19 protein-coding genes, 3 pseudogenes and 1 CRISPR repeat array are annotated in these 26586 nt (G+C 49.1%); of the genes and pseudogenes, 10 read left to right on the top strand and 12 right to left on the bottom strand.

The window, feature by feature from the left end:
- Positions 1-2 precede the first annotated feature (2 nt).
- Genes surE through rpoS form a run of 4 tightly spaced genes read left to right on the top strand, consistent with a single transcriptional unit; the run spans position 3 to position 3377 of the window.
- Positions 3-746 carry a 5'/3'-nucleotidase SurE gene (surE, locus tag GKO28_RS17475; RefSeq protein WP_182077236.1) on the top strand — a complete coding sequence of 248 codons (744 nt, stop codon included), beginning with the start codon at positions 3-5 and terminating at the stop codon, positions 744-746.
- Positions 747-766: 20 nt separating this feature from the next.
- Positions 767-1396 carry a protein-L-isoaspartate(D-aspartate) O-methyltransferase gene (locus GKO28_RS17470; protein WP_182077522.1) on the top strand — a complete coding sequence of 210 codons (630 nt, stop codon included), beginning with the start codon at positions 767-769 and terminating at the stop codon, positions 1394-1396.
- A gap of 39 nt (positions 1397-1435) precedes the next feature.
- Positions 1436-2410, top strand: coding sequence for a peptidoglycan DD-metalloendopeptidase family protein (locus GKO28_RS21995; RefSeq protein WP_182077235.1), 975 nt, complete (start codon positions 1436-1438; stop codon positions 2408-2410).
- A 7-nt stretch (positions 2411-2417) separates the two neighbouring features.
- On the top strand, positions 2418-3377 hold the full coding sequence (gene rpoS, locus GKO28_RS17460; RefSeq protein ID WP_182077234.1) for an RNA polymerase sigma factor RpoS: 960 nt from the start codon (positions 2418-2420) through the stop codon (positions 3375-3377).
- A 115-nt stretch (positions 3378-3492) separates the two neighbouring features.
- Here rpoS and dapD read toward each other — a convergent pair whose 3' ends face one another.
- The 5 genes and pseudogenes from dapD to GKO28_RS17435 form a co-directional block, all read right to left on the bottom strand.
- A complete protein-coding gene (gene dapD / locus GKO28_RS17455; protein WP_173534154.1) occupies positions 3493-4314 on the bottom strand; it encodes a 2,3,4,5-tetrahydropyridine-2,6-dicarboxylate N-succinyltransferase in 822 nt (273 codons plus the stop codon).
- A gap of 111 nt (positions 4315-4425) precedes the next feature.
- Positions 4426-5630, bottom strand: a pseudogene (dapC, locus tag GKO28_RS17450) (succinyldiaminopimelate transaminase).
- Between the two features lie 136 nt (positions 5631-5766).
- Positions 5767-6243, bottom strand: a complete 477-nt coding sequence (gene msrA / locus GKO28_RS17445) for a peptide-methionine (S)-S-oxide reductase MsrA (RefSeq protein WP_282099362.1) — start codon at positions 6241-6243, stop codon at positions 5767-5769.
- Between the two features lie 9 nt (positions 6244-6252).
- Entirely contained in the window at positions 6253-7080 is an 828-nt protein-coding gene (gene queF, locus GKO28_RS17440) for an NADPH-dependent 7-cyano-7-deazaguanine reductase QueF (protein ID WP_182077233.1), read from the bottom strand.
- Between the two features lie 58 nt (positions 7081-7138).
- Positions 7139-7726 (bottom strand): LexA family transcriptional regulator, encoded by a 588-nt coding sequence (locus GKO28_RS17435; protein ID WP_173534158.1) that lies wholly within the window; start codon positions 7724-7726, stop codon positions 7139-7141.
- 163 nt (positions 7727-7889) lie between these two features.
- Here GKO28_RS17435 and GKO28_RS17430 point away from each other — a divergent pair, with 163 nt between their 5' ends.
- Positions 7890-8810 (top strand): tRNA-dihydrouridine synthase, encoded by a 921-nt coding sequence (locus GKO28_RS17430; protein WP_182077232.1) that lies wholly within the window; start codon positions 7890-7892, stop codon positions 8808-8810.
- On the opposite strand, the gene GKO28_RS17425 is transcribed toward GKO28_RS17430, so the two are convergent.
- The 3 genes from GKO28_RS17425 to GKO28_RS17415 form a co-directional block, all read right to left on the bottom strand.
- Positions 8807-9010: a RepB family protein gene (locus GKO28_RS17425; RefSeq protein WP_182077231.1), complete on the bottom strand. Its 204-nt coding sequence runs from the start codon at positions 9008-9010 to the stop codon at positions 8807-8809. The genes GKO28_RS17430 and GKO28_RS17425 overlap by 4 nt on opposite strands.
- Positions 9011-9218: 208 nt before the next feature.
- Positions 9219-9674, bottom strand: coding sequence for a class I SAM-dependent methyltransferase (locus GKO28_RS17420; RefSeq protein ID WP_182077230.1), 456 nt, complete (start codon positions 9672-9674; stop codon positions 9219-9221).
- Positions 9616-10302 carry a hypothetical protein gene (locus GKO28_RS17415; RefSeq protein WP_182077229.1) on the bottom strand — a complete coding sequence of 229 codons (687 nt, stop codon included), beginning with the start codon at positions 10300-10302 and terminating at the stop codon, positions 9616-9618. Before GKO28_RS17415 ends, GKO28_RS17420 begins: the two co-directional genes overlap by 59 nt.
- Before the next feature lie 146 nt (positions 10303-10448).
- Between GKO28_RS17415 and GKO28_RS17410 the strand changes: the two genes are divergently transcribed.
- From GKO28_RS17410 to tyrS, 5 genes and pseudogenes are all read left to right on the top strand, one after another.
- Positions 10449-11204: a hypothetical protein gene (locus GKO28_RS17410; RefSeq protein ID WP_182077228.1), complete on the top strand. Its 756-nt coding sequence runs from the start codon at positions 10449-10451 to the stop codon at positions 11202-11204.
- Between the two features lie 372 nt (positions 11205-11576).
- Positions 11577-14213 (top strand): bifunctional acetaldehyde-CoA/alcohol dehydrogenase, encoded by a 2637-nt coding sequence (gene adhE, locus GKO28_RS17405; RefSeq protein WP_182077227.1) that lies wholly within the window; start codon positions 11577-11579, stop codon positions 14211-14213.
- 109 nt (positions 14214-14322) lie between these two features.
- Positions 14323-15566 (top strand): annotated as a pseudogene (locus GKO28_RS17400) (lipoprotein-releasing ABC transporter permease subunit).
- Entirely contained in the window at positions 15559-16233 is a 675-nt protein-coding gene (gene lolD / locus GKO28_RS17395; protein ID WP_182077226.1) for a lipoprotein-releasing ABC transporter ATP-binding protein LolD, read from the top strand. The pseudogene GKO28_RS17400 and the gene lolD overlap by 8 nt, the downstream one beginning before the upstream one ends.
- Before the next feature lie 64 nt (positions 16234-16297).
- A pseudogene (tyrS, locus tag GKO28_RS17390) lies at positions 16298-17574 on the top strand (tyrosine--tRNA ligase).
- A 148-nt stretch (positions 17575-17722) separates the two neighbouring features.
- A CRISPR array of direct repeats spans positions 17723-22441; the repeat unit is 28 nt; unit sequence TTTCTGAGCTGCCTGTGCGGCAGTGAAC.
- 128 nt (positions 22442-22569) lie between these two features.
- Here tyrS and cas6f read toward each other — a convergent pair.
- From cas6f to csy1, 4 genes are all read right to left on the bottom strand, one after another.
- Positions 22570-23130, bottom strand: a complete 561-nt coding sequence (gene cas6f, locus GKO28_RS17385) for a type I-F CRISPR-associated endoribonuclease Cas6/Csy4 (RefSeq protein ID WP_182077225.1) — start codon at positions 23128-23130, stop codon at positions 22570-22572.
- A 9-nt stretch (positions 23131-23139) separates the two neighbouring features.
- Complete coding sequence (gene csy3 / locus GKO28_RS17380) at positions 23140-24153, bottom strand: type I-F CRISPR-associated protein Csy3 (protein ID WP_182077224.1); 1014 nt, start codon at positions 24151-24153, stop codon at positions 23140-23142.
- Positions 24154-24290: 137 nt separating this feature from the next.
- Complete coding sequence (gene csy2, locus GKO28_RS17375) at positions 24291-25253, bottom strand: type I-F CRISPR-associated protein Csy2 (protein WP_182077223.1); 963 nt, start codon at positions 25251-25253, stop codon at positions 24291-24293.
- A complete protein-coding gene (csy1, locus tag GKO28_RS17370) occupies positions 25250-26569 on the bottom strand; it encodes a type I-F CRISPR-associated protein Csy1 (protein ID WP_182077222.1) in 1320 nt (439 codons plus the stop codon). The genes csy2 and csy1 overlap by 4 nt, the downstream gene beginning before the upstream one ends.
- Positions 26570-26586: the final 17 nt, after the last annotated feature.

Below are 26586 nucleotides of genomic sequence, written 5' to 3'. Positions count from 1 at the left end.
ATATGCGTTTTTTAATCAGCAATGATGACGGTTATTTTTCACCGGGATTAGCCGCCTTAGCGATGTCCTTAGGCGGGCTAGGTGATACTTTTGTGTGCGCACCTGAGCGTGATCGAAGTGGCTCAAGCAACTCTCTCACGCTGGATCGACCTCTTTCTGTCAATCAGTCTGCATCTGGCTTTTTTTACGTCAATGGCACACCGACCGATTGCGTGCACTTGGCCGCAACGGGCTTAATGCCTGACTTACCTGATATGGTGGTAGCTGGGATTAATCACGGCCCAAATATGGGCGACGACACGATTTATTCCGGTACGGTGGCCGCCGCAACGGAAGGTTATTTACTGGGAATACCTGCAATTGCAATTTCATTGGCTTCGCACAATCCAGTGCACTTTGAAACGGCAGCGCAAGTGGCAAATGATTTAGTACAGCGCTTTATTCGAAATCCATTTCGTGGCGCCATACTACTCAACGTGAACGTACCCGATATCGCCTACGAGTCATTGTCTGGCACCAAAATCACTCGACTGGGGCGACGTCACAAGTCAGCCCCTGTCATTCGTGATGAAAATCCGCGCGGCGAGCCAATCTGGTGGGTGGGCCCTATTGGTAAAGTTGCTGACGCCAGTAGTGGCACCGATTTTGACGCCATTGCCAATGGCTACGTATCGATCACACCGCTTTCTATTGATTTAACAGCACATCAACAAATTGATTTTATGACTCAGTGGGTAAATTCATAATGCTGCAGCAAGGTAGTGGCATGACCTCCGTTCGCACACGAACCAGAATGATAGAGCGGCTGCGTGCACAGGGCATCTCGAACGAAAACATCCTCACCATCATGGGGCAAATCCCAAGGCATGCTTTTGTCGATGAAGCCCTTGCGCACAAGGCCTACGATGACTTTTCATTGCCGATTGGCTTTGCGCAAACGATTTCTCAGCCCTATATCGTCGCCAGAATGTCAGAGCTGCTCTATGCCGTACCTAAACACAATAAAGTTTTAGAAATCGGCACGGGGTGCGGTTATCAAACGGCGATTCTGGCTAAGGTTTTCAAAACAGTGCATACCATTGAGCGGATTGCTGGCTTAGTGCGTAATACTCGGGATCGACTTAATACGCTGGGTGTGCATAATGCTCGATTGCGTCATGCTGATGGCAGTAAAGGCTTGCCCGAACTTGCACCATTTGACGCCATTATTATTACTGCTGCAGCGCCCATTGTGCCAGAGCACCTTATGGACCAACTCAATATTGGTGGTCGTTTGGTCTTTCCTGTTGGCGATGCCGATCAAGAATTAAGAATGATTGAGCGACTCGACGAAGGTTTTACTGAAACCCGGCTGGAAAAAGTAAAATTTGTCCCATTGCTACCGGGCATTTCGTAATTCATCATCCGACTTTACTCAAATAAAAGGAGAACGCGCGTGAGTGCTATTCGTTACAGCGCCATTTGTTCAACCCTCGTCTTATGCGCCTGCTCCAGTACGCCCAACACCCCAGCACCGATTGTTGATCGCAGCAATGCACCAGTTGCAGCCGCCGTGCCTGCCGCACCTACTAGCCAACCCGCGACCAATACCTACACAGTTAAAGCGGGTGACGGACTTTATCGTATTGCGCTTGAAAATGGCGTTGCTTACAAAGATCTGGTCGCTTGGAATCAAATTGAAGATGTAAATGGCCTAAGAATTGGCCAAGTATTACGTCTTGGCCCTGCCAATTCGACCATCGCCACGTCCGGTGTTGAAATAAGACCCTTGGTTTCCGATGAAGCAGTCAGTGCGCCCCCAAGTAAACCAGCCAGCACTCAGCAATATCCTCGGGCCATAAAAGAGCCATATTCCAACCAAACAGCAAGTAGCATTGCGCTGCGTGCCGAAGGGCAAGCTGTTGTTGCCAAACAACAAAATATTTCCAGCCCGAGCAAAGCGACGATCAGCAAACCAGCCAGCGCACCAGCATCGGCCACTAAGACAGCAAACGTAGAGAAATCAGGCGCTACAGTGGACTTAAATTCGGCAGACAGTAACACCACTGCCACAATTTGGACCCCACCAACAGCAGGAAAGGTGAGCTCTACTTTCTCTGCTGAAAGTAAAGGCATTGATATCAAAGGACAAATGGGGCAATCTATAGTTGCGTCAGGCAGTGGTAAGGTTGTTTACGCTGGGTCCGGATTGAAAGGGTACGGAAAAATGCTCATCATTCAACACAGCGATGGCTTTTTATCCGCTTATGCGCACAACAGCAAACTGCTCGTTAAAGAAAATGATTTAGTAAAAAAAGGCGAAAAAATCGCCGAAATGGGGAATAGCGATAGCGATCAGGTCAAGCTGCACTTCGAATTACGCAAGTTTGGTAAGCCGGTCGATCCGAGCAACTACATCAAGTTGAATTAGAGGCTGTATGAGCGATCAAATCGATATTTTAGAAGAAGATCTTGCTGACGAAGATGATGAACTCATTGAGGCAGATGCGGATGATGCTGAAGTCGATACCGAAGCCAAAGAAGAAACCGACCGTTACACCGCCGAGAGCACCGGCGATGTAACGCAAATTTACCTCAATGAGATCGGGCAAAGTAAATTGCTCACCCCTGACGAGGAGCGCGCGCTATCTCGACGCGTGGTGCAGGGCGACTTTTCTGCGCGACAGAAAATGATTGAGCACAATTTGCGCCTAGTGGTGAATATCGCTAAACACTATATCAATCGCGGTATGACTTTGCTCGATTTGATCGAAGAGGGCAATATTGGCCTGATGCATGCCTTAGAGAAGTTCGATCCTGAGCGTGGTTTTCGCTTTTCGACCTACGCCACATGGTGGATTCGCCAAAGTATTGAGCGCTCGATCATGAATCAATCTCGCACGATTCGACTGCCAGTGCATGTCATTAAAGAGTTGAATGTTTACCTACGTGCGCAGCGACACTTAGAAGCCAGCTTGGGGCACGAACCCGCAATTGAAGACATTGCCCACTTGGTCGGCAAAGATGTAGAAGAAGTTCGTCGTGTAATGAGTCTGAATGAGCGTGTCGCTTCATTAGATGCACCGCTCGATATTGACCCGATGCTATCGATCGGCGAGTCGATCCCTGATGAGCAGCACGATGGCCCAGAAGCCATTTTACAAAATGCCGAAGTTGAGCGTTATGTTAAAGAATGGTTAAAACAGCTTAATGACAAGCAGCGCATGGTCATCGAGCGGCGCTACGGACTAAATGGTTACGAAATCTGTACTTTAGAAGATTTGGCCGCCAATCTTAACTTAACGCGAGAGCGAGTACGACAAATCCAAATCGAAGCGCTAGATCAGTTGCGTAGAATTTTGCGTCGCTACGGCGTAGCTCGTGATGTGGTCCTGTAATTTACCCCCCCTTAACTGGGCACTGCAAACTATTTATCCCGGCATCTATCCACACAACAAAAACCCCGAGCAGCAACGCCAACTCGGGGTTTGATGTCATTGATGACAAGTCGCCTTAAATTCCACGCAACAACTCGTTAATACCCACTTTTGAACGTGTTTTTGCATCCACTTTCTTCACGATCACCGCGCAATACAAGCTGTATTTACCATCAGCAGACGGCAAATTACCAGAAACAACCACAGATCCTGCAGGAATACGGCCATAAGTGACTTCACCCGTTTCACGATCATAAATGCGCGTTGATTGCCCAATATAAACGCCCATTGAGATGACCGAACCTTCTTCAACGATCACGCCTTCAACCACCTCGGAACGAGCACCGATAAAGCAATTGTCTTCGATAATGGTTGGACCGGCTTGCAATGGCTCAAGCACACCACCAATACCAACACCACCAGAAAGATGTACGTTTTTACCAATCTGTGCGCATGAACCCACGGTTGCCCATGTATCCACCATAGTGCCTTCGTCAACAAAAGCGCCGATATTGACGTAAGAGGGCATCAATACGACATTTTTGCCAATGTAAGCGCCCTTACGAGCAATTGCATTTGGCACGACACGGAAACCGCCAGCGCGAAAATCTTCTTCAGTGTAATCCGCAAACTTGCTTGGCACTTTATCAAAAAACTGCGTGCAACCGCCATCTAGCACCACATTGTCGTTGATACGAAATGACAGCAATACTGCCTTTTTAATCCATTGATGAGTTAGCCAGTTGCCATCAATTTTTTCGGCCACGCGCAATTGACCTTGATCCAAAGCGGCAATCACTTCGTTCACCGCCACGCGTAAATCGGCTGAGACGTTGCTTGGCGTAATGTCTGCACGGTTTTCGAATGCAGTTTCAATAATGGCTTGCAAATGATTCATTTTAATTAGTCCTCGGGTTGGCAGATCAATAGAAATTCAATAGTCACATCGACATTCAAACTAGCCTTGATGGCTCATTTGAATGTCAGCCCTAAAAACAGGGCACAAGCATTAACGTTGTTTATGACTTAATGTCTTGCAGTAATGCACAATTCGTTCGGCGGCAGCAACACATTCGTCAAGCGGAGCAACCAATGCAATGCGGACATAACCCAGCCCTGGATTCACACCGTGAGCTTCACGCGCCAAGTAAGAGCCAGGCAAAACAGTCACGTGTTGTTGCTCGAATAGCTCCCGCGTAAATTGCTCATCATCCATCGGTACCTTAGCCCAAAGATAAAAGGCCGCATCAGGCAGCGTAACCTCCAGCACTTCTTGCAACACATGGGTCACCGCAGCAAATTTCTCGGCATATAATTTACGGTTTTCAACTACGTGCGCCTCATCACGCCACGCGGCCGCACTGGCTGCCATCACCATTGGGCTCATAGCGCAACCGTGATAGGTACGATACAGCAAAAATTGCGCCAAAATCTGCGCGTCTCCCGCAACAAAACCTGAGCGCATCCCCGGCACATTCGATCGCTTTGATAATGATGAAAAAACCACCAGACGCGTATAATCACGCCCCAGCAAACGAGCCGCCTCAAGCCCGCCTAATGGCTTATTGTCACCAAAATAGATTTCCGAATAGCATTCATCGGATGCAATCACAAAGCCGTACTGGTCGGACAGCGCAAACAAACGCCGCCAATCATCCAGCGAGGCCACTGCACCAGTCGGATTGCCCGGCGAGCAGGCAAAAACCACTTGCACTCTTTCCCAAACGGCCTGGGGCAGGCTATCCCAATCAGGCTGAAAACGCTGCGATGCGGTGCAATTGACGAACCAAGGCTCGGCGCCGGCCAACAATGCCGCGCCTTCATAAATTTGATAAAACGGATTAGGGGATAGCACCACCGGACGATCGCGAGTTGGATCAATAGCCGCCTGAACGAAAGCAAATAGCGCTTCGCGACTGCCATTAACTGGCAATATTTCAGTGTTTATATCAAGAGCCGGTATATTGTAACGACGTGCAAGCCATTCACTAATACTGGCTCGCAAGTCGTCCGAACCTAACGTGGCAGGGTAACTTGATAGACCTGATATAAATTATTGAGCAAAGCGGCTTTGATGAGCTCGGGGGCAGCATGCTTGGGCTCACCAATCGACAAATTAATCGGCTTTAAATCTTTGTTCGGCGTCAGCGTAGCAAAAAGCTGACGCAGTTTCTGGAAAGGGTAGGGCTGAAGTAAATTTAGTCGCGGCGACATTGCGCGGCTCTTTGGCAGTTAGGGAAGACGGCAATTATAACCTCTTGCACGCTCCCTGCGCCACGCTAGATACAGCAAAAACAAGGCTTAGCGTATTTTTTCTGCAAAATCGAGCATCAACTTCTTAAGCTTAGGTTCAACAACTGCCACGCAATAGGGTTGATTTGAATTTGAACGATAGTAATTGTGGTGAATGACTTCTGCGGGCCAAAAAATGAGTCGCCATTTCTAGCTCGGTCACGATCGGGCCTTGGTCTTGCTGTGCCAGTGCATTGATTTTGTTTTTAGTCACGGCCAGCTGCTCGGCGCTACTGGCAAAAACAGCCGAGCGATACTGTGTTCCCACATCATGCCCTTGTCGATTGAGGGTGCGTGGATTATGAATTGCAAAGAAAATATCAAGCAAGTCGGATACACTAACTACAGCATTGTCGAACTCAATCTGCACCACCTCGGCATGCCCAGTATTGCCCTGACAGACTTGCTCGTACTGGGGTTGATCAACATACCCACCCATATAACCTGAAACCACCGACTCAACACCGCGTACACGTTGAAATACCGCCTCCAAACACCAAAAGCAGCCGCCAGCTAAAGTAATGGTCTCAAGCATAATTTTTCCTTATTGACGCGCCGTTCTCGCATTAGAAGGTTGAGCGGCATTAAAATTTGTGCGGAAAGGATTGATATCCAAACCACCGCGACGGGTATAACGCGCATAAACCGCCAATTTGAGCGGCGCACAGTCGCGCATAATATCAACAAAGATCCGTTCAACACATTGTTCGTGAAATTCATTGTGGTTGCGAAACGAAATCAAGTAGCGCAATAAACTTTCACGATTAATCGCCTTGCCGGTGTATTGAATTTGCACACTCGCCCAATCGGGCTGACCAGTCACCAAGCAGTTAGATTTCAACAAATCCGAAGTCAGTGTTTCAGTCGTGGTCGCTTCGGTATTTTCACAGCGCAAAATACCGGATTGAGGCGAATAAAGATCAACATCCAGATCCAAGTTATCAATATTGTAACCGCTGAGTTCGGCCATTTGTTGCTGTGCAAATAAAGCGGGCTCAGTTAACTTCACTTGAACCGGCGCGCCAACGCCAGCTGAAATATCTTGTTGCAACAACTCGCTCAGCTGAGTAAAACCATCGACTTTAGTCTGATTAAAGCTATTTAAATATAATTTAAACGACTTGGATTCAATAATGTTTGGGCTATTTGCTGGGATATGAAAACTCGCAATCGCCACCTGCGGCTTACCCTTGGCATTCAGCCAAGAAAGCTCATAGGCATTCCAGATATCCACACCAAAAAAAGGCAGGTTTTCATTAATCCCAATTTCTAGCCGCTTTTGCTCACGAGCAATTGGGAACAATAAACTAGGGTCATACTCTGTAATATATTCGCTCGTTTTTCCTAGCGGCGAAAACTCGACTTCACTCATCGCTTTGCATCCATAAATCGTTTAACGGCCATTGCCGCTGGCAATAATCAACTGCATTTTATCGGTACTTACGCACCAAACCCACCATAACGCCAAATATTTCCAAACTCGCCTCTGGGCGGATAATGCTGTAGTCGCTATTGTGCGGAATCAAAAAGTATCCCGTCTTATCCTTACCCAGCTCTTTAAGCGTGTATTCATTATCCACAATCGCCACGACAATATCACCAACCAAGGCGGCATGGCGTTTTTCGACAACGGCAATATCACCATCAAAAATACCCGCCTCCATCATCGAGTCGCCTTTGATTTTTACCAAAATCGACGATGCGGGTCGTGGCATCAAAAATTCATCCAGCGAGATGGCTTCGCTCATCGCATCATTGGCCGCTGCAGGCAAACCCGCCGGTAGATTAAAATCGGCCAATTCACGCTCAAAAAATCGCTTTGTTGGTGCCAGGCGCTTATCCGGCGTCACTTCAATAAAACCCGCCAAAGTCAGGCGCTTAACTAGGGCCGACACCGCCGATTTTGAAGCCATGCCGAGTAGCTCGCCAATGGCTGAATACGATGGAATATTGCGATAATCAGCGTAGTAGTCTTGCAGCTTGCCTAGATATTCTGCATCACGATTGGGGTTGGCCATCGCGCACCTCGTAGTATCAATTATATCTCTATAGCGTATTGAACGTTCGTTCTGCTGTCAAGCAAGAAAGGGCATATAACTTAGCCATACAAGCGGCGCACAGTCGATTACAATGGCGCTTTATTTTATTGCTTGAGTTTGCCGTGCGGATTTTATTAGCCCCATGGAAGGGTTGCTCGATTGCGTGTTGCGCGACGTATTAACGCGCGCAGGCGGAATCGATTTGTGCGTCACTGAATTTGTCCGTGTCAGTGGCAGTGTATTACCGTACCGCACTTTCCAAAGAATTGCCCCCGAACTCAATAACCAGAGTCACACCAACAGTGGCGTACCGGTTCGCGTACAACTATTAGGCTCTGACGCGCAATGCCTGGCGGAAAACGCAGCCAAACTGGCTGAGCTCAATCCGCACGGTATTGATTTAAATTTTGGCTGCCCCGCCAAAACCGTCAATCGCCATCGTGGCGGGGCGATTTTACTCAAAGAACCAGAGGTTATTTATCAGATTGTTAGCGCGGTTCGCCAAGCCACGCCGGGGCATATCCCCGTAACCGCCAAAATGCGCCTTGGTTATGAAGATACCTCTCAAGCGATTGATTGCGCCCAAGCCATTGCCAACGCCGGTGCCGCCGAGGTCGTGGTTCATGCGCGAACAAAAACCGATGGCTATAAACCGCCGGCTTACTGGGAATGGATTGCAGAGATTAAATCAAACATCACCATTCCTGTCGTAGCAAATGGCGAAATCTGGACTTTAGAAGACTTTAAACGCTGCCAACAGATCTCAGGCTGTGACGACATCATGCTGGGGCGAGGTATCGTCGCCAATCCGGGCTTGGCTTTGGAGGCAAAACTTGGGCGCACCTTAAGCTGGAGTGAGTTGCAGCCTTTGTTTTTGATTTTCTGGCAGCAAGTTTTAACGCATTGCTATCCAAAATATCAGGCGGGCAGGGTAAAGCAGTGGCTCAACTACTTACGTAAACACTACCCTGAGGCCGAAGTTTTATTTCAGCAAATTCGCACCTTGAATTTGCCCGAAGAGATCGAACAAGCCTGTCCAGCGCTCGTTCGAATAGCCGACTAAACCTCTGGCAAAGTCTGAATTAATTGCTCTAAGGTTTCAATCTGCGTCATGCCATTGGCTTCGCAATACCGCTTTAGGCGCTGATGCAAGCTGGCATCAATCTCGACTGAGAGCGCTTTGGGTAATCGTTGGTTGTGGTCGCGCGTCGCGCGGCCAACTTGCATTGAACGCGAGCGGCGCTTGCGCTCAGCGGCACTCATCGGCTTGCCATGAATTGCTGGGCGACCGCGTTTTTTTTAACAAGGGGATTTCAGGTAGTTCAAGCGTATGCTGATCGCCAGGGTGCTTCATAGTGTGACATGTCGCGAATTTATGGCGCTCTATTATCCTGCAGAACGCACATTCAGACAATAGGTGACGAGCTTAGATTGGCTTTAACTAAAAAATTACCACCCGCAACACCAACCCCTAGCGCATCACTTTTAAAATCACAAACTTTGCATTTTGTGCCATGACACTCACTCGACGAAATAGCTTTTTTAAATCGGCTTGATAATTCAAATGGCGATTTGCCACCACCCATAATTCACTGTCGGCATGCATGCATTGCTTGGCCTGTGTAAACATACTGATCGCGATATCAGTGGTAATGGTATTTTGCTGATGAAACGGTGGATTAATCAAAATTAAATCAAACTGTTGAGCCACACCCACCAAACCATCGCGATGCAAAATCTCTACCGCCGCCTGCGGGAAATTGGCCGCAAAACTAAGCTGTGCCGACGCAACAGCAGCCTTTGATTCATCATACAAATACAAGGCCGCATCAGGATGACGCTGATGATAAGCCAAAGACAACAAGCCATTACCGCAACCGACATCGGCCACTGTTTTTGCCGCTGGCAACTGCGAAAAAGTGCTCAATAAAAAATCGTGACCCGATGTCTATTTTTTGCTCGGCAAAAACCCCAGCCACATTCTGCAAGATCAAATCAAGCTCAGGCACTGACTGGCTATAGGGCTGTATGCGCAGCTGGCTGGGTCGCAAATTAGCGCGATACATTCTGGCTTTGCGCTGTGTTGGCAAATATTCAACATCATCACAATACTGCTTGATTAACGCTAAATGCCCATTGCTCACGTGTTTTTGCATACCGGAAAAATACACTTCAACCGGCATCGTTATCCCGTTGGCTAACTGAAGCAGTTGCGCCTCAAGCATAGACAATGATTTTGGCAACTTGACCAGCGCGCAAGTCGTTACTTGCCCTACATAGTCAATCAATTCTGCACGAGTGTTTTTTTCGATCGCATACCGTGAACACCACGAATCATTAATATGCAAGACTGCGGCAACGCCACATTGAATCGCCATTGCATGCAGAGCACCAAAACTATCATTAAGCAAAACCAGTGCAGCGTCTTTACGAATAAAACTAGCCAAATAGGCATCTGCAGCATCCCATGCCTGCAAATCTTTGGCGTGTTTAACGGGATAGCGTTGCAAATTAAGCGCAACAAAAGGCGCAGAGGGCAATAAATCAGCAGACATCAAGTTTTCTTTATAGGGCTACAGATCGAGCGATCTTGTTCGAGGCGCAATTCTAGCAGCTCAAGACAAAACCTGCCGCACCCAGACCCAAAAGCCCTACAATGCCCCGATTTGCTGTATTCATACTCGAGCATTTGTGTCAGCCTATGACTAATCGCACATCTCCGAGCAAACCAACAATGAACTACATCGACGACCGAGCGGGTCATGAGCCAAGCAAACCCAATCGAATCCTGCCGATTATTGTATTTGCTGGCATATTGAGCGCCGCACTTTTGGGAGCCTACCGCGCGGACGTTTTACCGCATTACACATTCTTAATCGACGGCAATAAGGTTGAGCTTATTCGTGATGACGCCAAATATCTGGCCGAGCAAGCGCAAAAGGGCGAAGCCATCGACGAAGCTAACCGTAAAATCATCGCCGCCAACCGAAAAACCTTGGATGCTTACGCAGAAAATACACAAGACCTAGACTCAACACTAGAAGTTCAGCACTCAGATCCGTCCAGCCGCACGATAGTAATCAACCACCACCAGCCCGCAGTGGCAAATTCAGCGCAAGTGGTGAAATGCCTCTCCGACGAAGGTCGCGTCGTTTATCAGGCAAGTAATTGTTTAGATAACGGCCTAACACCAGTAAAAGTGCTTTCTACATCTGAATTGCAGCATTCTAGGGCTGATGCATTCCAAACCAATGCAACGTCCACATCGGCCGACCCCTACAAACCAGCAATTGCGCGAATCAACAACGAATCAAAGCGTAACTCACCATACTGTAAAAATATCGAATCCGAGCGCGAACGAATTCGTGCACAACAAAGAGCGAACTCAACGCAATATTTGCGTGACCAATACAATCAACTTAGCAAAATCTGGTACGACGATTGTTTCAACACGTAGTTGCACGAGGAGGGGACTTGAGTGCGAGATAGAATGGGACATACCAACAAAGGAATACACACCAAAACACACAACAAACCCAGCGCTTGCGCGGCCTTGATGAACTTCATCTACTTTACTTTACATAATATACATTATGCGAACATATGTAGATACACAGTAAAAAACATGACAAATATCAAACAACGTCATTCGGTAGACGTTTATTCTAGCGACATAGAAATTCATGCCACAGCAGCTATAGCGATTTTGTCCAACCAACAATGTTTATAGTTACGCTTATTTACCTGGCAAAGCTTTAGTGCCCAGTAAATAAAATCAGTGCATAATTTATAGAAACACCAACACCTACTGAAATATACGGAGATCCTAATGACTGTTACTAATGTACAAGAACTTGATGCACTGGTCGCTCGGGTAAAAAAAGCACAGCAATTGTTTGCCACATATTCGCAAGAACAAGTCGATGAAATCTTCCGTGTTGCTGCCTTGGCCGCTGCCGATGCACGCTTGCCACTGTCTAAAATGGCAGTTGCCGAAACGGGCATGGGCATTGTTGAAGACAAAGTCATCAAGAATCACTTTGCTTCTGAATATATCTACAATGCTTACAAAGACGAAAAAACTTGCGGCATTCTGTCAGTGGATGATGCTTTCGGCACAATGACAATTGCTGAGCCAATCGGGATTATCTGCGGTATCGTACCAACGACCAACCCAACTTCAACTGCCATTTTCAAAGCTTTGATTTCTTTGAAAACCCGCAACGGTATCGTATTTAGCCCGCACCCACGTGCCCGCAAATCAACTTGCGCTGCGGCACGCATCGTTCTAGAAGCAGCCATTGCTGCCGGCGCACCGCGCGACATCATCGGCTGGATTGACGAACCAACTGTTGAATTATCAAACCACCTAATGAAACACCCAGATTTGAACTTAATCTTGGCGACCGGTGGCCCAGGCATGGTTAAAGCAGCGTATAGCTCTGGCAAGCCTGCTATTGGTGTTGGCGCAGGCAATACCCCAGTTGTTATCGATGAAACTGCCGACATCAAACGCGCAGTTGCTTCAATCTTGATGTCAAAAACATTCGACAATGGCGTGGTTTGCGCTTCAGAACAGTCAGTTATCGTTGTGGATAGCATCTACGAACAAGTTAAAGAGCGCTTTAACCAAAACGGCGGCTACATCTTAAGCAAAAAAGAAACCGAAGCAGTTCGTAAAGTGATTTTGGTTAACGGCGGCCTAAACGCCAATATCGTTGGTCAATCTGCAATCAAGATCGCTGAAATGGCCGGCATTAAAGTACCGGTTTACACCAAAGTATTGATCGGTGAAGTGACTTCAGTTGGCGAAGAAGAAGAGTTCGCTCACGAGAAGCTCTCCCCTACTTTGGCCATGTATCGCGCTAAAGACTTCTTTGATGCGGTATCTAAAGCTGAAGCACTGGTGGCTTTGGGTGGCATTGGCCACACTTCATCACTTTATACCGACCAAGATTTGCAAGCTGAACGCATCGCCTACTTTGGCGACAAAATGAAAACAGCCCGTATCTTGATTAATACGCCTTCTTCACAAGGTGGTATTGGTGACTTGTACAACTTTAAATTAGCACCATCGCTAACTTTGGGTTGTGGTTCATGGGGCGGCAATTCGATCTCTGAAAACGTAGGCCCAAAACACTTACTCAACAAGAAAACTGTTGCGAAGCGAGCTGAAAATATGTTGTGGCACAAACTTCCAAAAAGCATTTACTTCCGTCGTGGCAGCTTGTCGATTGCACTGAAAGAATTGGGTGGCAGCAAAAAACGCGCAGCCATCGTTACCGACCATTTCTTGTTCAATAACGGCATGTGCGATGAAACCATCCGCGTACTAAAACAACAAGGTTTAGAAGTTGAAGTATTCCACGAAGTTGAAGCCGACCCAACCTTGGCCGTTGTTCGCAAAGGCGTGGCGATGCTCAACAGCTTCAAACCTGATGTCATTATTGCGCTCGGTGGCGGCTCACCAATGGATGCCGCAAAAATCATGTGGGTTATGTACGAGCACCCAGAAGTTCATTTTGAAGATTTGGCGCTGCGCTTTATGGATATCCGTAAACGTATCTACACTTTCCCAAAAATGGGCATTAAAGCTGAATTGATTGCCATTCCAACCACTTCGGGCACTGGTTCAGAAGTAACGCCATTTGCCGTGGTAACCGATGAAGTAACTGGCATGAAATACCCAATTGCCGATTACGAACTCACACCAAACATGGCCATCATCGATTCAAACTTGGTGATGAACATGCCAAAATCGTTGACTGCTTTTGGTGGTATTGATGCCGTAACCCACGCACTTGAAGCCTATGTATCGGTATTGGCGAACGAGTTCTCTGATCCGCATGCTCTGCAAGCGCTCAAATTACTTAAGCAATACCTGCCATCGTCATACATCAATGGCGCGAACGATCCTAAAGCACGTGAACAAGTTCACAATGCAGCAACGATCGCCGGCATGTCATTTGCCAACGCATTCTTGGGTGTTTGTCACTCAATGGCGCACAAACTGGGCGCTGAATTCCATCTGGCGCACGGCTTAGCCAACGCCCTATTGATCAGCAACGTGATCCGTTACAATGCAGTCGACATTCCGACCAAACAAACTGCATTTAGCCAATACGATCGCCCACAAGCTAAATGCCGTTATGCTGATATCGCTGAGCATTTGGGTCTGGCTGGCAAAAACGACGACCAAAAAATGGAAAGCTTGATTGCTTGGGTGGATGAACTCAAACAAGTATTGAACATTCCAATGTCGATCAAAGACGCGGGTGTTAACGAAGCTGACTTTATGGCTCGTGTTGACCGCATTGCTGAAGAAGCGTTTGATGACCAATGTACCGGTGCCAACCCACGCTTCCCATTGATTAGCGAATTGAAACAACTGCTAATCGACAGCTACTACGGCCGCGCCTACAAAGAAACATACGGCGTAGTCGCTGAAGTCAAAGCCAGCAAATAAGAAATAATTTGCCTTAACCTTAAAAAGCCCGCAAAAGCGGGCTTTTTGCTGTCGGAGGATTGTGCGTCCACATGGTAAACTGCCCACCCACACCAAAAAAACCGGTCGCTTGTGCATGTATGAATTATTAATTGGCCTTCGCTACACCCGCGCCAAGCGGCGCAATGGCTTTATTTCGTTTATTTCTTTGGTTTCAATCCTCGGGATTGCCCTTGGCGTTGCCGCGCTCATTATTGTTTTGTCGGTCATGAATGGATTTCAAGAAGAAGTACGCAATCGCATGCTCGGCATGACCTCGCACATTACGATCTCTAGCCCCGAAAACAGCCTGCAAGACTGGCATGCGGCAGCAAAAATCAGTGCGCAAAATCCACACGTCAAAGGCGCTGCACCCTATGTAATGGGGCAAGGTTTATTCACCAATGGCAGCCAAGTCAAAGGGGTTTTGGTGCGCGGCATCAACCCTGAGCTCGAACCTAAAGTGAGCGAGTTAGCCGACAAAAATCGTTAGCGGTCGGCTAGACACCTTGCAACAAGGGCAATTTAATGTGGTGCTAGGCTGGGCCTTAGCGCAAGAGCTCGGCGTGGGCGTGGGCGACAAAGTCACCCTCATCACCCCACAAGGGCAAGTCACGCCGGCCGGACTACTCCCGCGCATGCGACAGTTTACCGTCGGCGGCATTTTTTAAAGCGGACTACTACCCGTATGACGCCAATTTGGCGATGATTCATCTGGTCGACGCGCAAAAACTATATCGCACCGGCGATGCAGTCAGCGGCGTACGCCTCAAGATCGACGACTTATTTAAAGCCCGTGAAGTGGCACGAGAAATCAACCGCACCTTACCTGAGCTGATTGTTGCCGACTGGAGCCAAGAAAACCCGACGTATTTTCGCGCCGTTGAAATCGAGAAACGCATGATGTTTATTATCTTGACGCTCATTGTCGCTGTCGCTGCGTTTAATCTGGTATCAACCCTGGTGATGCTGGTGACTGACAAACAAGCGGACATTGCCATCTTGCGAACACTGGGCGCGTCACCGACTTCGATTATGAAAATATTTTTAGTTAATGGTGCGATTTCCGGCTTTATCGGCACTGCGGCTGGCGTCGCGGGTGGCGTATTGGTCGCCGCCAATATTGGCACCATCGTCCCCTTTATTGAAAAAATCATCGGCGCGCAGATTCTGTCTGCCGATGTCTATTTGATCACCGAGTTGCCATCCAAAATCATCGCCAACGATGTGATCAGCATCGGCGTCATTTCATTGTTATTGGCGCTATTGGCAACGCTTTACCCCAGCTGGCGTGCATCGCGAGTTAATCCAGCGGAGGCGCTACGCTATGAGTAATGTAATTTTGTCAGCAAAAAACCTCAGCAAAACCTATCTGTCTGGCCAACTGCAAACACCAGTATTAAGTGCGGTAAATTTCGAACTGAATCGTGGCGAAATCGTGGCGATTATTGGCGCTTCGGGCTCGGGCAAATCCACCCTACTACACTGCCTTGGTGCGCTTGACTCCCCTACCAGTGGTGAAGTTCGCCTACTGGAACAAGATCCATTTTTGCTCAATGAAACTGAGCGCGGACTATTGCGCAATCATCAGCTGGGATTTGTATATCAGTTTCATCATTTATTGCCCGAGTTTACCGCCGCCGAAAATGTGGCCATGCCGCTATTTATTCGCCGAATGAACAAGGTCGCCGCCCTAGCGCAAGCGCAAGCCATGCTCGACAAAGTCGGCCTTGGTCATCGTGGGCACCACAAGCCGAGCGAACTTTCGGGCGGCGAGCGCCAACGCGCCGCCATTGCGCGAGCACTGGTGACCCAGCCCGCCTGCGTATTGGCTGACGAGCCGACCGGCAATTTGGACCGCAAAAATGCCGGCGTGGTGTTTGACTTAATGCTGGAATTGGCTCGAGAGAGTGGCACTGGCTTTGTGATCGTAACCCACGACACTGAATTGGCCGCGCGCTGTGATCGCTCACTGCGTTTAGACTTTGGGGTATTGAGCTAGCAACAGCGAGAGACAATGCTTTGCAGCAAATACCCATTATTATTGTGATTAAGAAGGAAAACAAATGACTCAATTTGATTTATTGGCAGACCTAGAACAGCGCGGCCTCATCGCTCAACAAACCGACGCCGTTGCACTTGGCAAACTCATGAGCGAACAAGCCATCACTCTGTATTGTGGCTTTGACCCAACTGCAGACAGCCTGCACATTGGTAGTTTGGTACCTATTTTGGTACTAAAGCGCTTCCAACAAGCTGGTCACAAACCAATCGCACTGGTTGGCGGCGCCACCGGCATGATTGGCGACCCCTCATTTAAAGCGGCTGAGCGCAAGCTCAATACACTGGACGTTATCGAAGGCTGGGTTGGCAAAATCCGCAACCAAGTTTCGCCGTTTTTAAGTTTCGAAGGCAATAACGCCGCTATTATGGCCAACAACCATGACTGGTACGCCAAGATGGACATCTTGGCGTTCTTGCGCGACATCGGCAAACACTTCTCTGTTAACAATATGATTAACAAAGAATCAGTAAAACAACGAATTAACCGTGACGGCGACGGCATTTCTTTTACTGAATTCACCTACAGCTTATTGCAAGGTTACGATTTTGTTGTGCTGAACGAAAAATACAATTGCCAATTGCAAATCGGCGGTTCTGATCAATGGGGCAATATCACAGCAGGCACGGATTTAACTCGCCGCATGCGTCAACAATCGGTACATGGCTTAACAATGCCATTGGTCACCAAGTCTGACGGCACTAAATTTGGCAAAACTGAAAGCGGCACCATTTGGCTGGACCGCAAAAAAAAACCTCACCGTACAAGTTCTACCAATTTTGGCTTTCGACTGCAGATGCCGACGTATATAAATTCCTGCGCTACTTCACATTCTTGAGTGTGGCTGAGATTGCCGCAATTGAAGCCGCCGATTTGGCTTCAGGTAAAAAGCCAGAAGCCCAACGTATCTTGGCCGAACAAGTCACTGAACTCGTACACGGCAAAGACGCGGTGATCGCTGCTGAGCGCATTAGCCAAAGCCTGTTTGCTGAAGACCAAAACGCCCTCACCGAACTTGATTTTGAACAACTGGCACTGGACGGCTTGCCAACATTCGAGCTGGCGCGCGACGCCAACGGCTTGATTGATGTCTTGGCCGCTACTGAGCTTGCCACCTCAAAAAGCCAAGCACGTGGCTTTATTGAAAGCGGCGCCGCGATTGTGAATGGAGCCAAAATCACTGATCTAACCGCGACAATTACCGAAGCCGATTACAAATTTGGCCGCTACACCCTACTTCGTCGTGGCAAGAAAAATCATGCGTTGGTGGTTTGGCAGTAATGGGGATTATTACGCAAGCTAGTATCTAAATAGATCCATGTAATATACCCAGTAAAAATGCCGCTCTACCTCACGGGTAAGCGGCATTTTATGTCGACACCTGACACGCTCTGGAGCCTAGCGCAATCAAGCCACAATGACTACCGCACTTCTGGGCTGCCTGTGCGGCAGTGAACACGATAGATCCGGCGGTACAGTCTCAATTAATTTTCTGAGCTGCCTGTGCGGCAGTGAACGTACCTGATGCAGCCGCAGCCGCTTTGAACTTTTTCTGAGCTGCCTGTGCGGCAGTGAACCCGGCCTTGCTGCGGCGGCGGTTACGCTTGTTTTTCTGAGCTGCCTGTGCGGCAGTGAACCGTAAGTCAAATCGGGAACCCTCCCCGCAAGCTTTCTGAGCTGCCTGTGCGGCAGTGAACTTGCCGTAGCTGCTGCAATGCGTACCGCTGGCTTTCTGAGCTGCCTGTGCGGCAGTGAACTTCAAGTAAATCTGACTGGCTTTTTTTTGGTCCTTTCTGAGCTGCCTGTGCGGCAGTGAACGCGTAAATCCGAAAGCCGCGTGTACGGCCTTTTTTCTGAGCTGCCTGTGCGGCAGTGAACATCACTGCGACGGTTGGCGCTGGCGTGGTGAGTTTTCTGAGCTGCCTGTGCGGCAGTGAACTAAACCACCGGCAAATTACCCACATTGCTCATTTTCTGAGCTGCCTGTGCGGCAGTGAACAATCTCTCGGTGATTTTAAATACATGGGCTACTTTCTGAGCTGCCTGTGCGGCAGTGAACAAAGGGCAAAGCTTTACCCTTGCTGACCTGTCTTTCTGAGCTGCCTGTGCGGCAGTGAACATGAATCCACACCAATATCACCCGTATTTTCTTTTCTGAGCTGCCTGTGCGGCAGTGAACATTTGCATCATTGGCGCGATTGTTTTTAGGCTTTTCTGAGCTGCCTGTGCGGCAGTGAACCTGTCGTTTTTGATTTGCGCGACGATGTCTTTTTTCTGAGCTGCCTGTGCGGCAGTGAACATGGCTGGCCGTGGTGGTCATTCGTCTGGGTGTTTCTGAGCTGCCTGTGCGGCAGTGAACTGCTTTTCTTTGGCGCTGCGGGCCATCGACGCTTTCTGAGCTGCCTGTGCGGCAGTGAACGCCTTCAAAGACGACGATGCTCGCGCCGTTTTTTTCTGAGCTGCCTGTGCGGCAGTGAACCATGAGTCTGATGTTGATTTGGCATTCACGCTTTTCTGAGCTGCCTGTGCGGCAGTGAACGATAGTGAGTTCATCCGCATGTTGTGGGATAATTTCTGAGCTGCCTGTGCGGCAGTGAACCGGCTGGCCTGCAAGGCAATACGCAGCAGCATTTTCTGAGCTGCCTGTGCGGCAGTGAACAGCTTAATCAATACTGCGGCGGCGCTGACGATTTTCTGAGCTGCCTGTGCGGCAGTGAACTCGGTGAAGAGAAGCGTGTGGGAGCGCTACTCTTTCTGAGCTGCCTGTGCGGCAGTGAACAGCTCTGGCGTCGCGCGAAGTTTTGCTGTTACTTTCTGAGCTGCCTGTGCGGCAGTAAACTTAATCCGATGGTTTTAGTGTTGGGCGTGGTGTTTCTGAGCTGCCTGTGCGGCAGTGAACATTAACGCCCGAGCTGTTACGCATAAACCACATTTCTGAGCTGCCTGTGCGGCAGTGAACACAAATGTGGTTGATGCATTAACCGATTTTCATTTCTGAGCTGCCTGTGCGGCAGTGAACTAGCGGCGTTGTGGTGACGCAAGATCGGACGTTTTCTGAGCTGCCTGTGCGGCAGTGAACATCAGCGAATGACTGACTTACTTTGTCGGATATTTCTGAGCTGCCTGTGCGGCAGTGAACCGTGTCCCTGACTTTCCTATGGCATCTGACTTTTTCTGAGCTGCCTGTGCGGCAGTGAACTGAGGCTTGGTTATTTTGATTGAGGCTGTAATTTTCTGAGCTGCCTGTGCGGCAGTGAACTTGTGAATTAAACAACAAACGGCGGTGTTTATTTTCTGAGCTGCCTGTGCGGCAGTGAACTTTACTTGGACTAGCTCGCCATTTTCTTCTTTGTTTCTGAGCTGCCTGTGCGGCAGTGAACGAGCTAGATCATCATAAGTGGGTGCAGTTTGCTTTCTGAGCTGCCTGTGCGGCAGTGAACATAAAGCGCCCAAGGTAAGCGGAATTGCGAGCTTTCTGAGCTGCCTGTGCGGCAGTGAACGGCAGTCGGGGCGCGTGCGACACGGCGGCACTTTTCTGAGCTGCCTGTGCGGCAGTGAACGATGGCTATTTGGATTTGTGGGGGCGCAACCATTTCTGAGCTGCCTGTGCGGCAGTGAACGTGAAAAGGCAATGTCGGTGTTAGTTATCGCTTTTCTGAGCTGCCTGTGCGGCAGTGAACTTTTGGTCGTTCTGCTCTTTCGTGTAGTCCTTTTTCTGAGCTGCCTGTGCGGCAGTGAACGGTAGGCAATCGCGCTCATGCTGTTTTACCTTTTTCTGAGCTGCCTGTGCGGCAGTGAACGCTTTGGGCGGGATGGCTGGCGGCTTCCAATTTTTCTGAGCTGCCTGTGCGGCAGTGAACTTCGTGCATTGGGCTAGCACGGCAAACGTCGATTTCTGAGCTGCCTGTGCGGCAGTGAACTCGCCAAGTTCAAGGCGGCGGCGCAAGCATCATTTCTGAGCTGCCTGTGCGGCAGTGAACGTCGCGGCCCAACCAGCCTTAGTGCGCCTGATTTTCTGAGCTGCCTGTGCGGCAGTGAACTAATAAAAATTTGGGGCGCGACGTCAACGTATCTTTCTGAGCTGCCTGTGCGGCAGTGAACTTTTCTGGATCTGCGTCTTGCTTGCTATCCTGTTTTCTGAGCTGCCTGTGCGGCAGTGAACATTGCGGGGTCAACCGCTTGAATTTCGGATGCTTTCTGAGCTGCCTGTGCGGCAGTGAACGATATGCCCAGGCGAAGTATGGTGAGGTGTCGTTTCTGAGCTGCCTGTGCGGCAGTGAACGTGATGGTTATTTTACGCCTGTTAAACGTGCGTTTCTGAGCTGCCTGTGCGGCAGTGAACGCAATGTCGCCAAAAAAAATCAAGGCACTTGGCTTTCTGAGCTGCCTGTGCGGCAGTGAACACAAGTGCCAACTTAAAAGTGGCTTTGTTTTTGTTTCTGAGCTGCCTGTGCGGCAGTGAACCAATTCAGCTTATCCGCAAACTTTAATCTCTATTTCTGAGCTGCCTGTGCGGCAGTGAACGCTTTTATTGCAGAACATTACAGTGATTTAATTTTCTGAGCTGCCTGTGCGGCAGTGAACTTTGTGAGATTGGAATGTCATCGTAGCGAACTTTTCTGAGCTGCCTGTGCGGCAGTGAACGCAATGGCTTTACTGGCCCAGACATTCCAGATTTTTTCTGAGCTGCCTGTGCGGCAGTGAACAATACACCTGTTGCAATAACAAAAGCGGCAACTTTCTGAGCTGCCTGTGCGGCAGTGAACTCAGCCCATGTAGCGTGGTTTCTAGCGCTGTCTTTCTGAGCTGCCTGTGCGGCAGTGAACAGATAAAAAATGGCGTTCTTATACTGGACGAATTTTTCTGAGCTGCCTGTGCGGCAGTGAACGGTTATCCCAATCACCCAAGTTTTCACCGCTTTTTCTGAGCTGCCTGTGCGGCAGTGAACGTTAATTATTGCCGCGTTCCTGATTTTCCTATTTTCTGAGCTGCCTGTGCGGCAGTGAACATCACGCGCGCGACGGTGGTGCGTGAGGTGTTTTTCTGAGCTGCCTGTGCGGCAGTGAACGGCAGTATAGATAAACTAACCGAGTCGCCTGCTTTCTGAGCTGCCTGTGCGGCAGTGAACTTACTCGGGTATAACAGGCATTTTTTTGTGACTTTCTGAGCTGCCTGTGCGGCAGTGAACACAAGCGCCAATTTGAAACTAGCTTTGCCTTTTTTCTGAGCTGCCTGTGCGGCAGTGAACAGGTTTCAAAAGACAGGCTATGCCCAGACTGATTTCTGAGCTGCCTGTGCGGCAGTGAACCTTAGTGAGTGCCATGGCCAGCAACGTATTCTTTTCTGAGCTGCCTGTGCGGCAGTGAACTTGACTGATGCCGAAGCAGAGCAAGTTATCTTTTTCTGAGCTGCCTGTGCGGCAGTGAACGTCTAAGCCGATTCAAAGCCGCCTCGGTCAACTTTCTGAGCTGCCTGTGCGGCAGTGAACCCATTGTATTGCTCAATATGGCGGTCGATTACTTTCTGAGCTGCCTGTGCGGCAGTGAACTAAATCCACAAGCCCTTCGGGGCTTCACCCAATTTCTGAGCTGCCTGTGCGGCAGTGAACGTGTATCGCTTAATGTGCTGCACAACCTCACTTTTCTGAGCTGCCTGTGCGGCAGTGAACATGGCGCTAATTTATGAAACATATCGGAATTATTTCTGAGCTGCCTGTGCGGCAGTGAACAATCAGCCTTTAATGCTTCGACCTCAGCCGCTTTTCTGAGCTGCCTGTGCGGCAGTGAACACGATCTACTGCATAAGCAATAGAATCGGCAGTTTCTGAGCTGCCTGTGCGGCAGTGAACAATCCGCTTTGGCTATAAAGAAGATGGCCGCTTTTCTGAGCTGCCTGTGCGGCAGTGAACTTCGCGCAATTTCACAGCGACAATTTCAATGTTTTCTGAGCTGCCTGTGCGGCAGTGAACTCGTTTACTGACTAACTCTTTTCCAATTTTGATTTCTGAGCTGCCTGTGCGGCAGTGAACGTTTTGCTTCTGTCGTTTCGTTTTGGGCGATGTTTCTGAGCTGCCTGTGCGGCAGTGAACGATCTTGAGGCGCTCGGTGGCAAGCGTTGCAATTTCTGAGCTGCCTGTGCGGCAGTGAACAGGGCGTATTTAATCACAACTCTTTCATTGTTAAAGAACTTTCGTACTTTTCGTCAAAAATCCTAATAATTAACCGTCATCGCCAAGCCTTTAAAATCAAGGCTTGGCGATGACGGTTAAAAAAAGGGTCAAAAAACGGGTATGGTGGTGGTGGGACTTAGGCCGTAATTGCTAAACGTACCGATAATTGGGGCAGATTGCACTGCGCCTTGCTGAATGAATAGGCGAAACGCTTGTGCATTTGAATTGCTTTTCATTTGAATGAACGGCAATTGCGATTGCACCGCCCTAGCCTGATCAAGCCGTTCTTGCGCCTGCGGCTCAGTCAATTTCCCGTTGCGTACCGAGCGTCGATATAGGCGCTCAGGGTTGCTTTTGACTTGCACCCGCTGCACCACGCGATACTGATCGGTAGTCGGCACGAGTAAAATCGCACTGACTTCGGTGTAATCGCGCAAACCTTTTAGCCATGATTCGGCCATCAGTTGAGTTAGTGCCGCTTGGCTGCCGTGCAAGCGCAGTAAGGATCCTAGCGATTGCTTGGCTAGCGGAAAACTTACCCCAATTCTGCCCTGCCCCACATCCACCAAAGCCCGATGCAATTTGGCAAACAGCGCATTGAGCAAATCGCCAACCCCCAACTCAAGGTCTGAATCGGTCACCACCTTGATGTCGACATAATGATCCATGTGAACCCCTTAGCCCGCTTCACCAAACACACCGCCACGTACTAACGTCGCAATCACGTAATGCTGCTGCTCAGCGGTAGGTACTTTGTCTTTAATAATCCAGCCATCTAATAAGTTATAAAAATCCATTTTATCCTTCGGCTGGCGATAGGCTTTGCCACGATTGGTGACCGAGCCATACGGCTCAACGGCAATCGGGCCTAAATCAGCCGCTTCTGGATACCATGTGTCAATGGTACGTAGCGCATTGCCGATTTTTTGCGAGTGCATGGCGGCGACATCGTTGACGTGGTACAAGTATTTACTCTTGGCGCTATCTCGCCCACCGTCCAGCACTAGCTCTTGCGACGGGAAGATTTCTTGCCCTGCGCCAAGTCGTACAAAGCCATCGACTTGCAGAAAAGCAAACGACTTACCCATCAAACCTTGGCGAATTACCTCAGCCAGTGCCGCCAAATCGCCAGTTGGCGTTGTAAATTGACGCAACAGATAATCGTGGCTATTAAACACCCAGCTGGTTTTTTGGCCATCGACAATATGGCTAACATGCACTTCAACCGACTCTGCACCCACACGATTGCGCCATAAGAAACGACCATTGGCGAGATTTTCCGCATAGCGCGCCGCCAATTCGGTGAATTGATGCTCGGCGATATAGCCATTAATTTTCTTGCTGAGCTCAGCTTGATACTCTTGGTCATTACACGCCGAAGGCACCGCCAAATCACCCAATACGCGTAAGGTAAAGCTGACTTTTAAGGTGTCGGCCTCAAATGGCAAAGCGGCAAAATCAACGCGCTGCAAATTGGCTTTTTGAATTTCGGCATCGAGCTTGGCTGGGTCACTGGCGACGGCGTTTTTCAAACGATTGGAAATCGTGCCACGTACATCTTTACTCGAAACGGCCAGTTTTTCCCATGCTTGGCTCGCAGCACGCGACGCCCATTGCCCTGCCGACATTAATGCGTCGGAATTAGAGAGTTTGCGTTCAAACGCCAAGACAGATGCTGTTTTAATCGCCATGATATTTCCTTTAAATAAATTAACCGATTAGTTAGTGTTACTGCGGGAACAAATTCTTCTACCTATTCACTCAAAGCCTAATGGGTATTCAAATGTAGTCATTCATAATCATAGACTTCATCCATATACCCTCTCCTTCAAACATCTTGATTTTTACAAAGATACGCTTCGTCACTCACGTGGTAGCGCCAAAACAAGTCGGATATATTTTTAGCTCGATGGGGGCTAATCCATTGTCCAATCGAATATGCCGACTCGACAAACCGAAATGGCGTGGTTGCATCGCGAGTGCTGGCGACATCGCCATTGGCGTACAACGGTGAAATCGCGTGATAGCCAATCGTGATCGGCACTAAATAACCCGCAGCAGGTTTGGCTAGATATTGCCATTTGACCTTTTTGTCTACTTTTACCTCAGCATCATCGGCATCGGCATCGGCAATAGCTTGATATTTCAGCGCGGCAAAATCCAACCATGAATCAATCAATTGTGCATCGGCATCGTCCGCCACACGGGTTTGATGATGCTTATGCAAAACGTCACTGCGCTCAACGAGGGCAAAGCCGGGCAACAAGCGCAATAATTGCCGACGTTGCCATTGGCTGAACTCATCATCTCCCTCAGGCACTTCGCTCAAAGTCAGCGCTTGCAGCCCAACAATATGGCCACCAGCAAGGCGTAGCGTCTGCGCTTTTCGGTATAGATATTGCTCCAAACATTGCACGTTAAGCGAGGTTTCCCCAGCGTCAAAAAAGTCCAAATCATCGGCACTAAACTCACACTCAATCAATAAAGACACGTCCAAATTCATCCGGCCTTCTTCGTTAAATGCCGCAGTTTTAGCTTCTTTGGTGAGTGGATTCCGCGTCAAAGCAAACACATAATCACCCCAGCCCGCAGGCTGAACCGCATGAATTTGATGTTGATGGCACACCACTGCGCAGCCGCCCAAAGTCAGTCCATGATCGTGCTGCAGCGCACGTGACAACGCATGGCTAAATCCGAGAAAGTTGCTGATGGCAGGAAAACCGTAGGTCAAGCCCGCAATCGCATTGGCGTTTTCCACCTTGATATGGCGTAAACAAAGCATGGCTTTCATTGTCCGTCCTCCTGTTGCAGCACAATATCGTCACGCATGCGCGCCTCTAGCTTGGGCTGTAATTCACCTACCCATTCTTTGTATTCGGCATCGCCCATCAATAGTGCTTTGTCGCTTAGCTTGGCGTTAAGCCAAAGCCCAAATCGCTGTGCCACGCGCTGTTGCCAATCTTTGCTTTCGCGCTCGGTATGAAAATCTACATCGACCTCAGCACGCCATGGGTCGAGCCATAACTGTTCGGCAGGCGGCAATTTGGATGCCGCACTCCAGCCGGCTAGCTCGCGCATGGCCTGAATCGACGCGGCGTATTGCAGCAAAATATCGATAAGGTCATCGACCCACTCGGCGCGTTTTTCACGAATACGGATATTGTTGCGGTCTGCGACTCGGATTAAAAACGCTTTCAAGTCTCGTGTCTTGCGCCAAGTCAGTTGGTCTAATTGACGCCAAAAAGCATCGCGGCTCTCGCTCGGTGGCTTGGCTTGGGATTGCCATATCGGCGGGCAGGCGTTGAGTAAATAGGCTTGCCCACGGCGAGCACTGTTTAATAAAGAAATATTCTGCGGCTTAGTACCGCCGTAGGTTTGTACAGCAACATTGACATAATCGACCGTGGGCTCAGCACTGAATTTCTCTTCACGCTTAAGCTGGCGAATGGCTTTAGCTGTATCAGAAAAGCGGCTATCACTAATACGTTGATGCAAAGCATGCGCTAAGGATGATGAAAATAGCGGACTGATTAGATGGTAATCGCCGGTTCCCAAAGGGAAATACAATTGCTTGGCCAGTGCGTGCGAACGCAACTCTTTACTCGCTAGCGCCTGCTGAAAACCTTGCTGCCATTCTGCAAGTTGTTCTTCACTTTCAGCAAATGGCTGCAATGCAGACAAATCATTTGCCGCAATTTGCTGTGCCAAGCTCAGCCCGCAGTCAGCCAGTTGCAACAAACCCGCCACATCGAGTGCAGCAGCATTGCCAACCACATCGCTTTGCGCCTCGGTTAAACGGGCAGTACACAGATAGGGCATTGACTGCGACGTACTTTGCACAAAAACACTACTGCTTTTCGAATCCGAATGGGTGAATTTTGGCGGATGGGTGGCAAAGCTAATTTGCTTGGCACGTTGCGCCGCATCGCTCAACCAAGTTCTAGTGTCGAACTTAGCCATTTCAACAGCCCGCAAACCAGAAAATTCGTCTTCTCGTTCTGGTGCGTCTTTCAGTTCTTTTTCTACTTCTTTGTCCCACTTCTCCAAACGCGTACTGGCTCGGCCTTGGATGTAGTCTTTGATACGTTCTGATATTGGATTATCCATACCACTCCTAGTTAACG

The organism is Deefgea sp. CFH1-16 (assembly GCF_016881365.1).
Lineage (GTDB): Bacteria > Pseudomonadota > Gammaproteobacteria > Burkholderiales > Chitinibacteraceae > Deefgea.
Note: the sequence above shows the minus strand (reverse complement) of the source record. Positions and strands in the feature narration are given on the sequence as shown.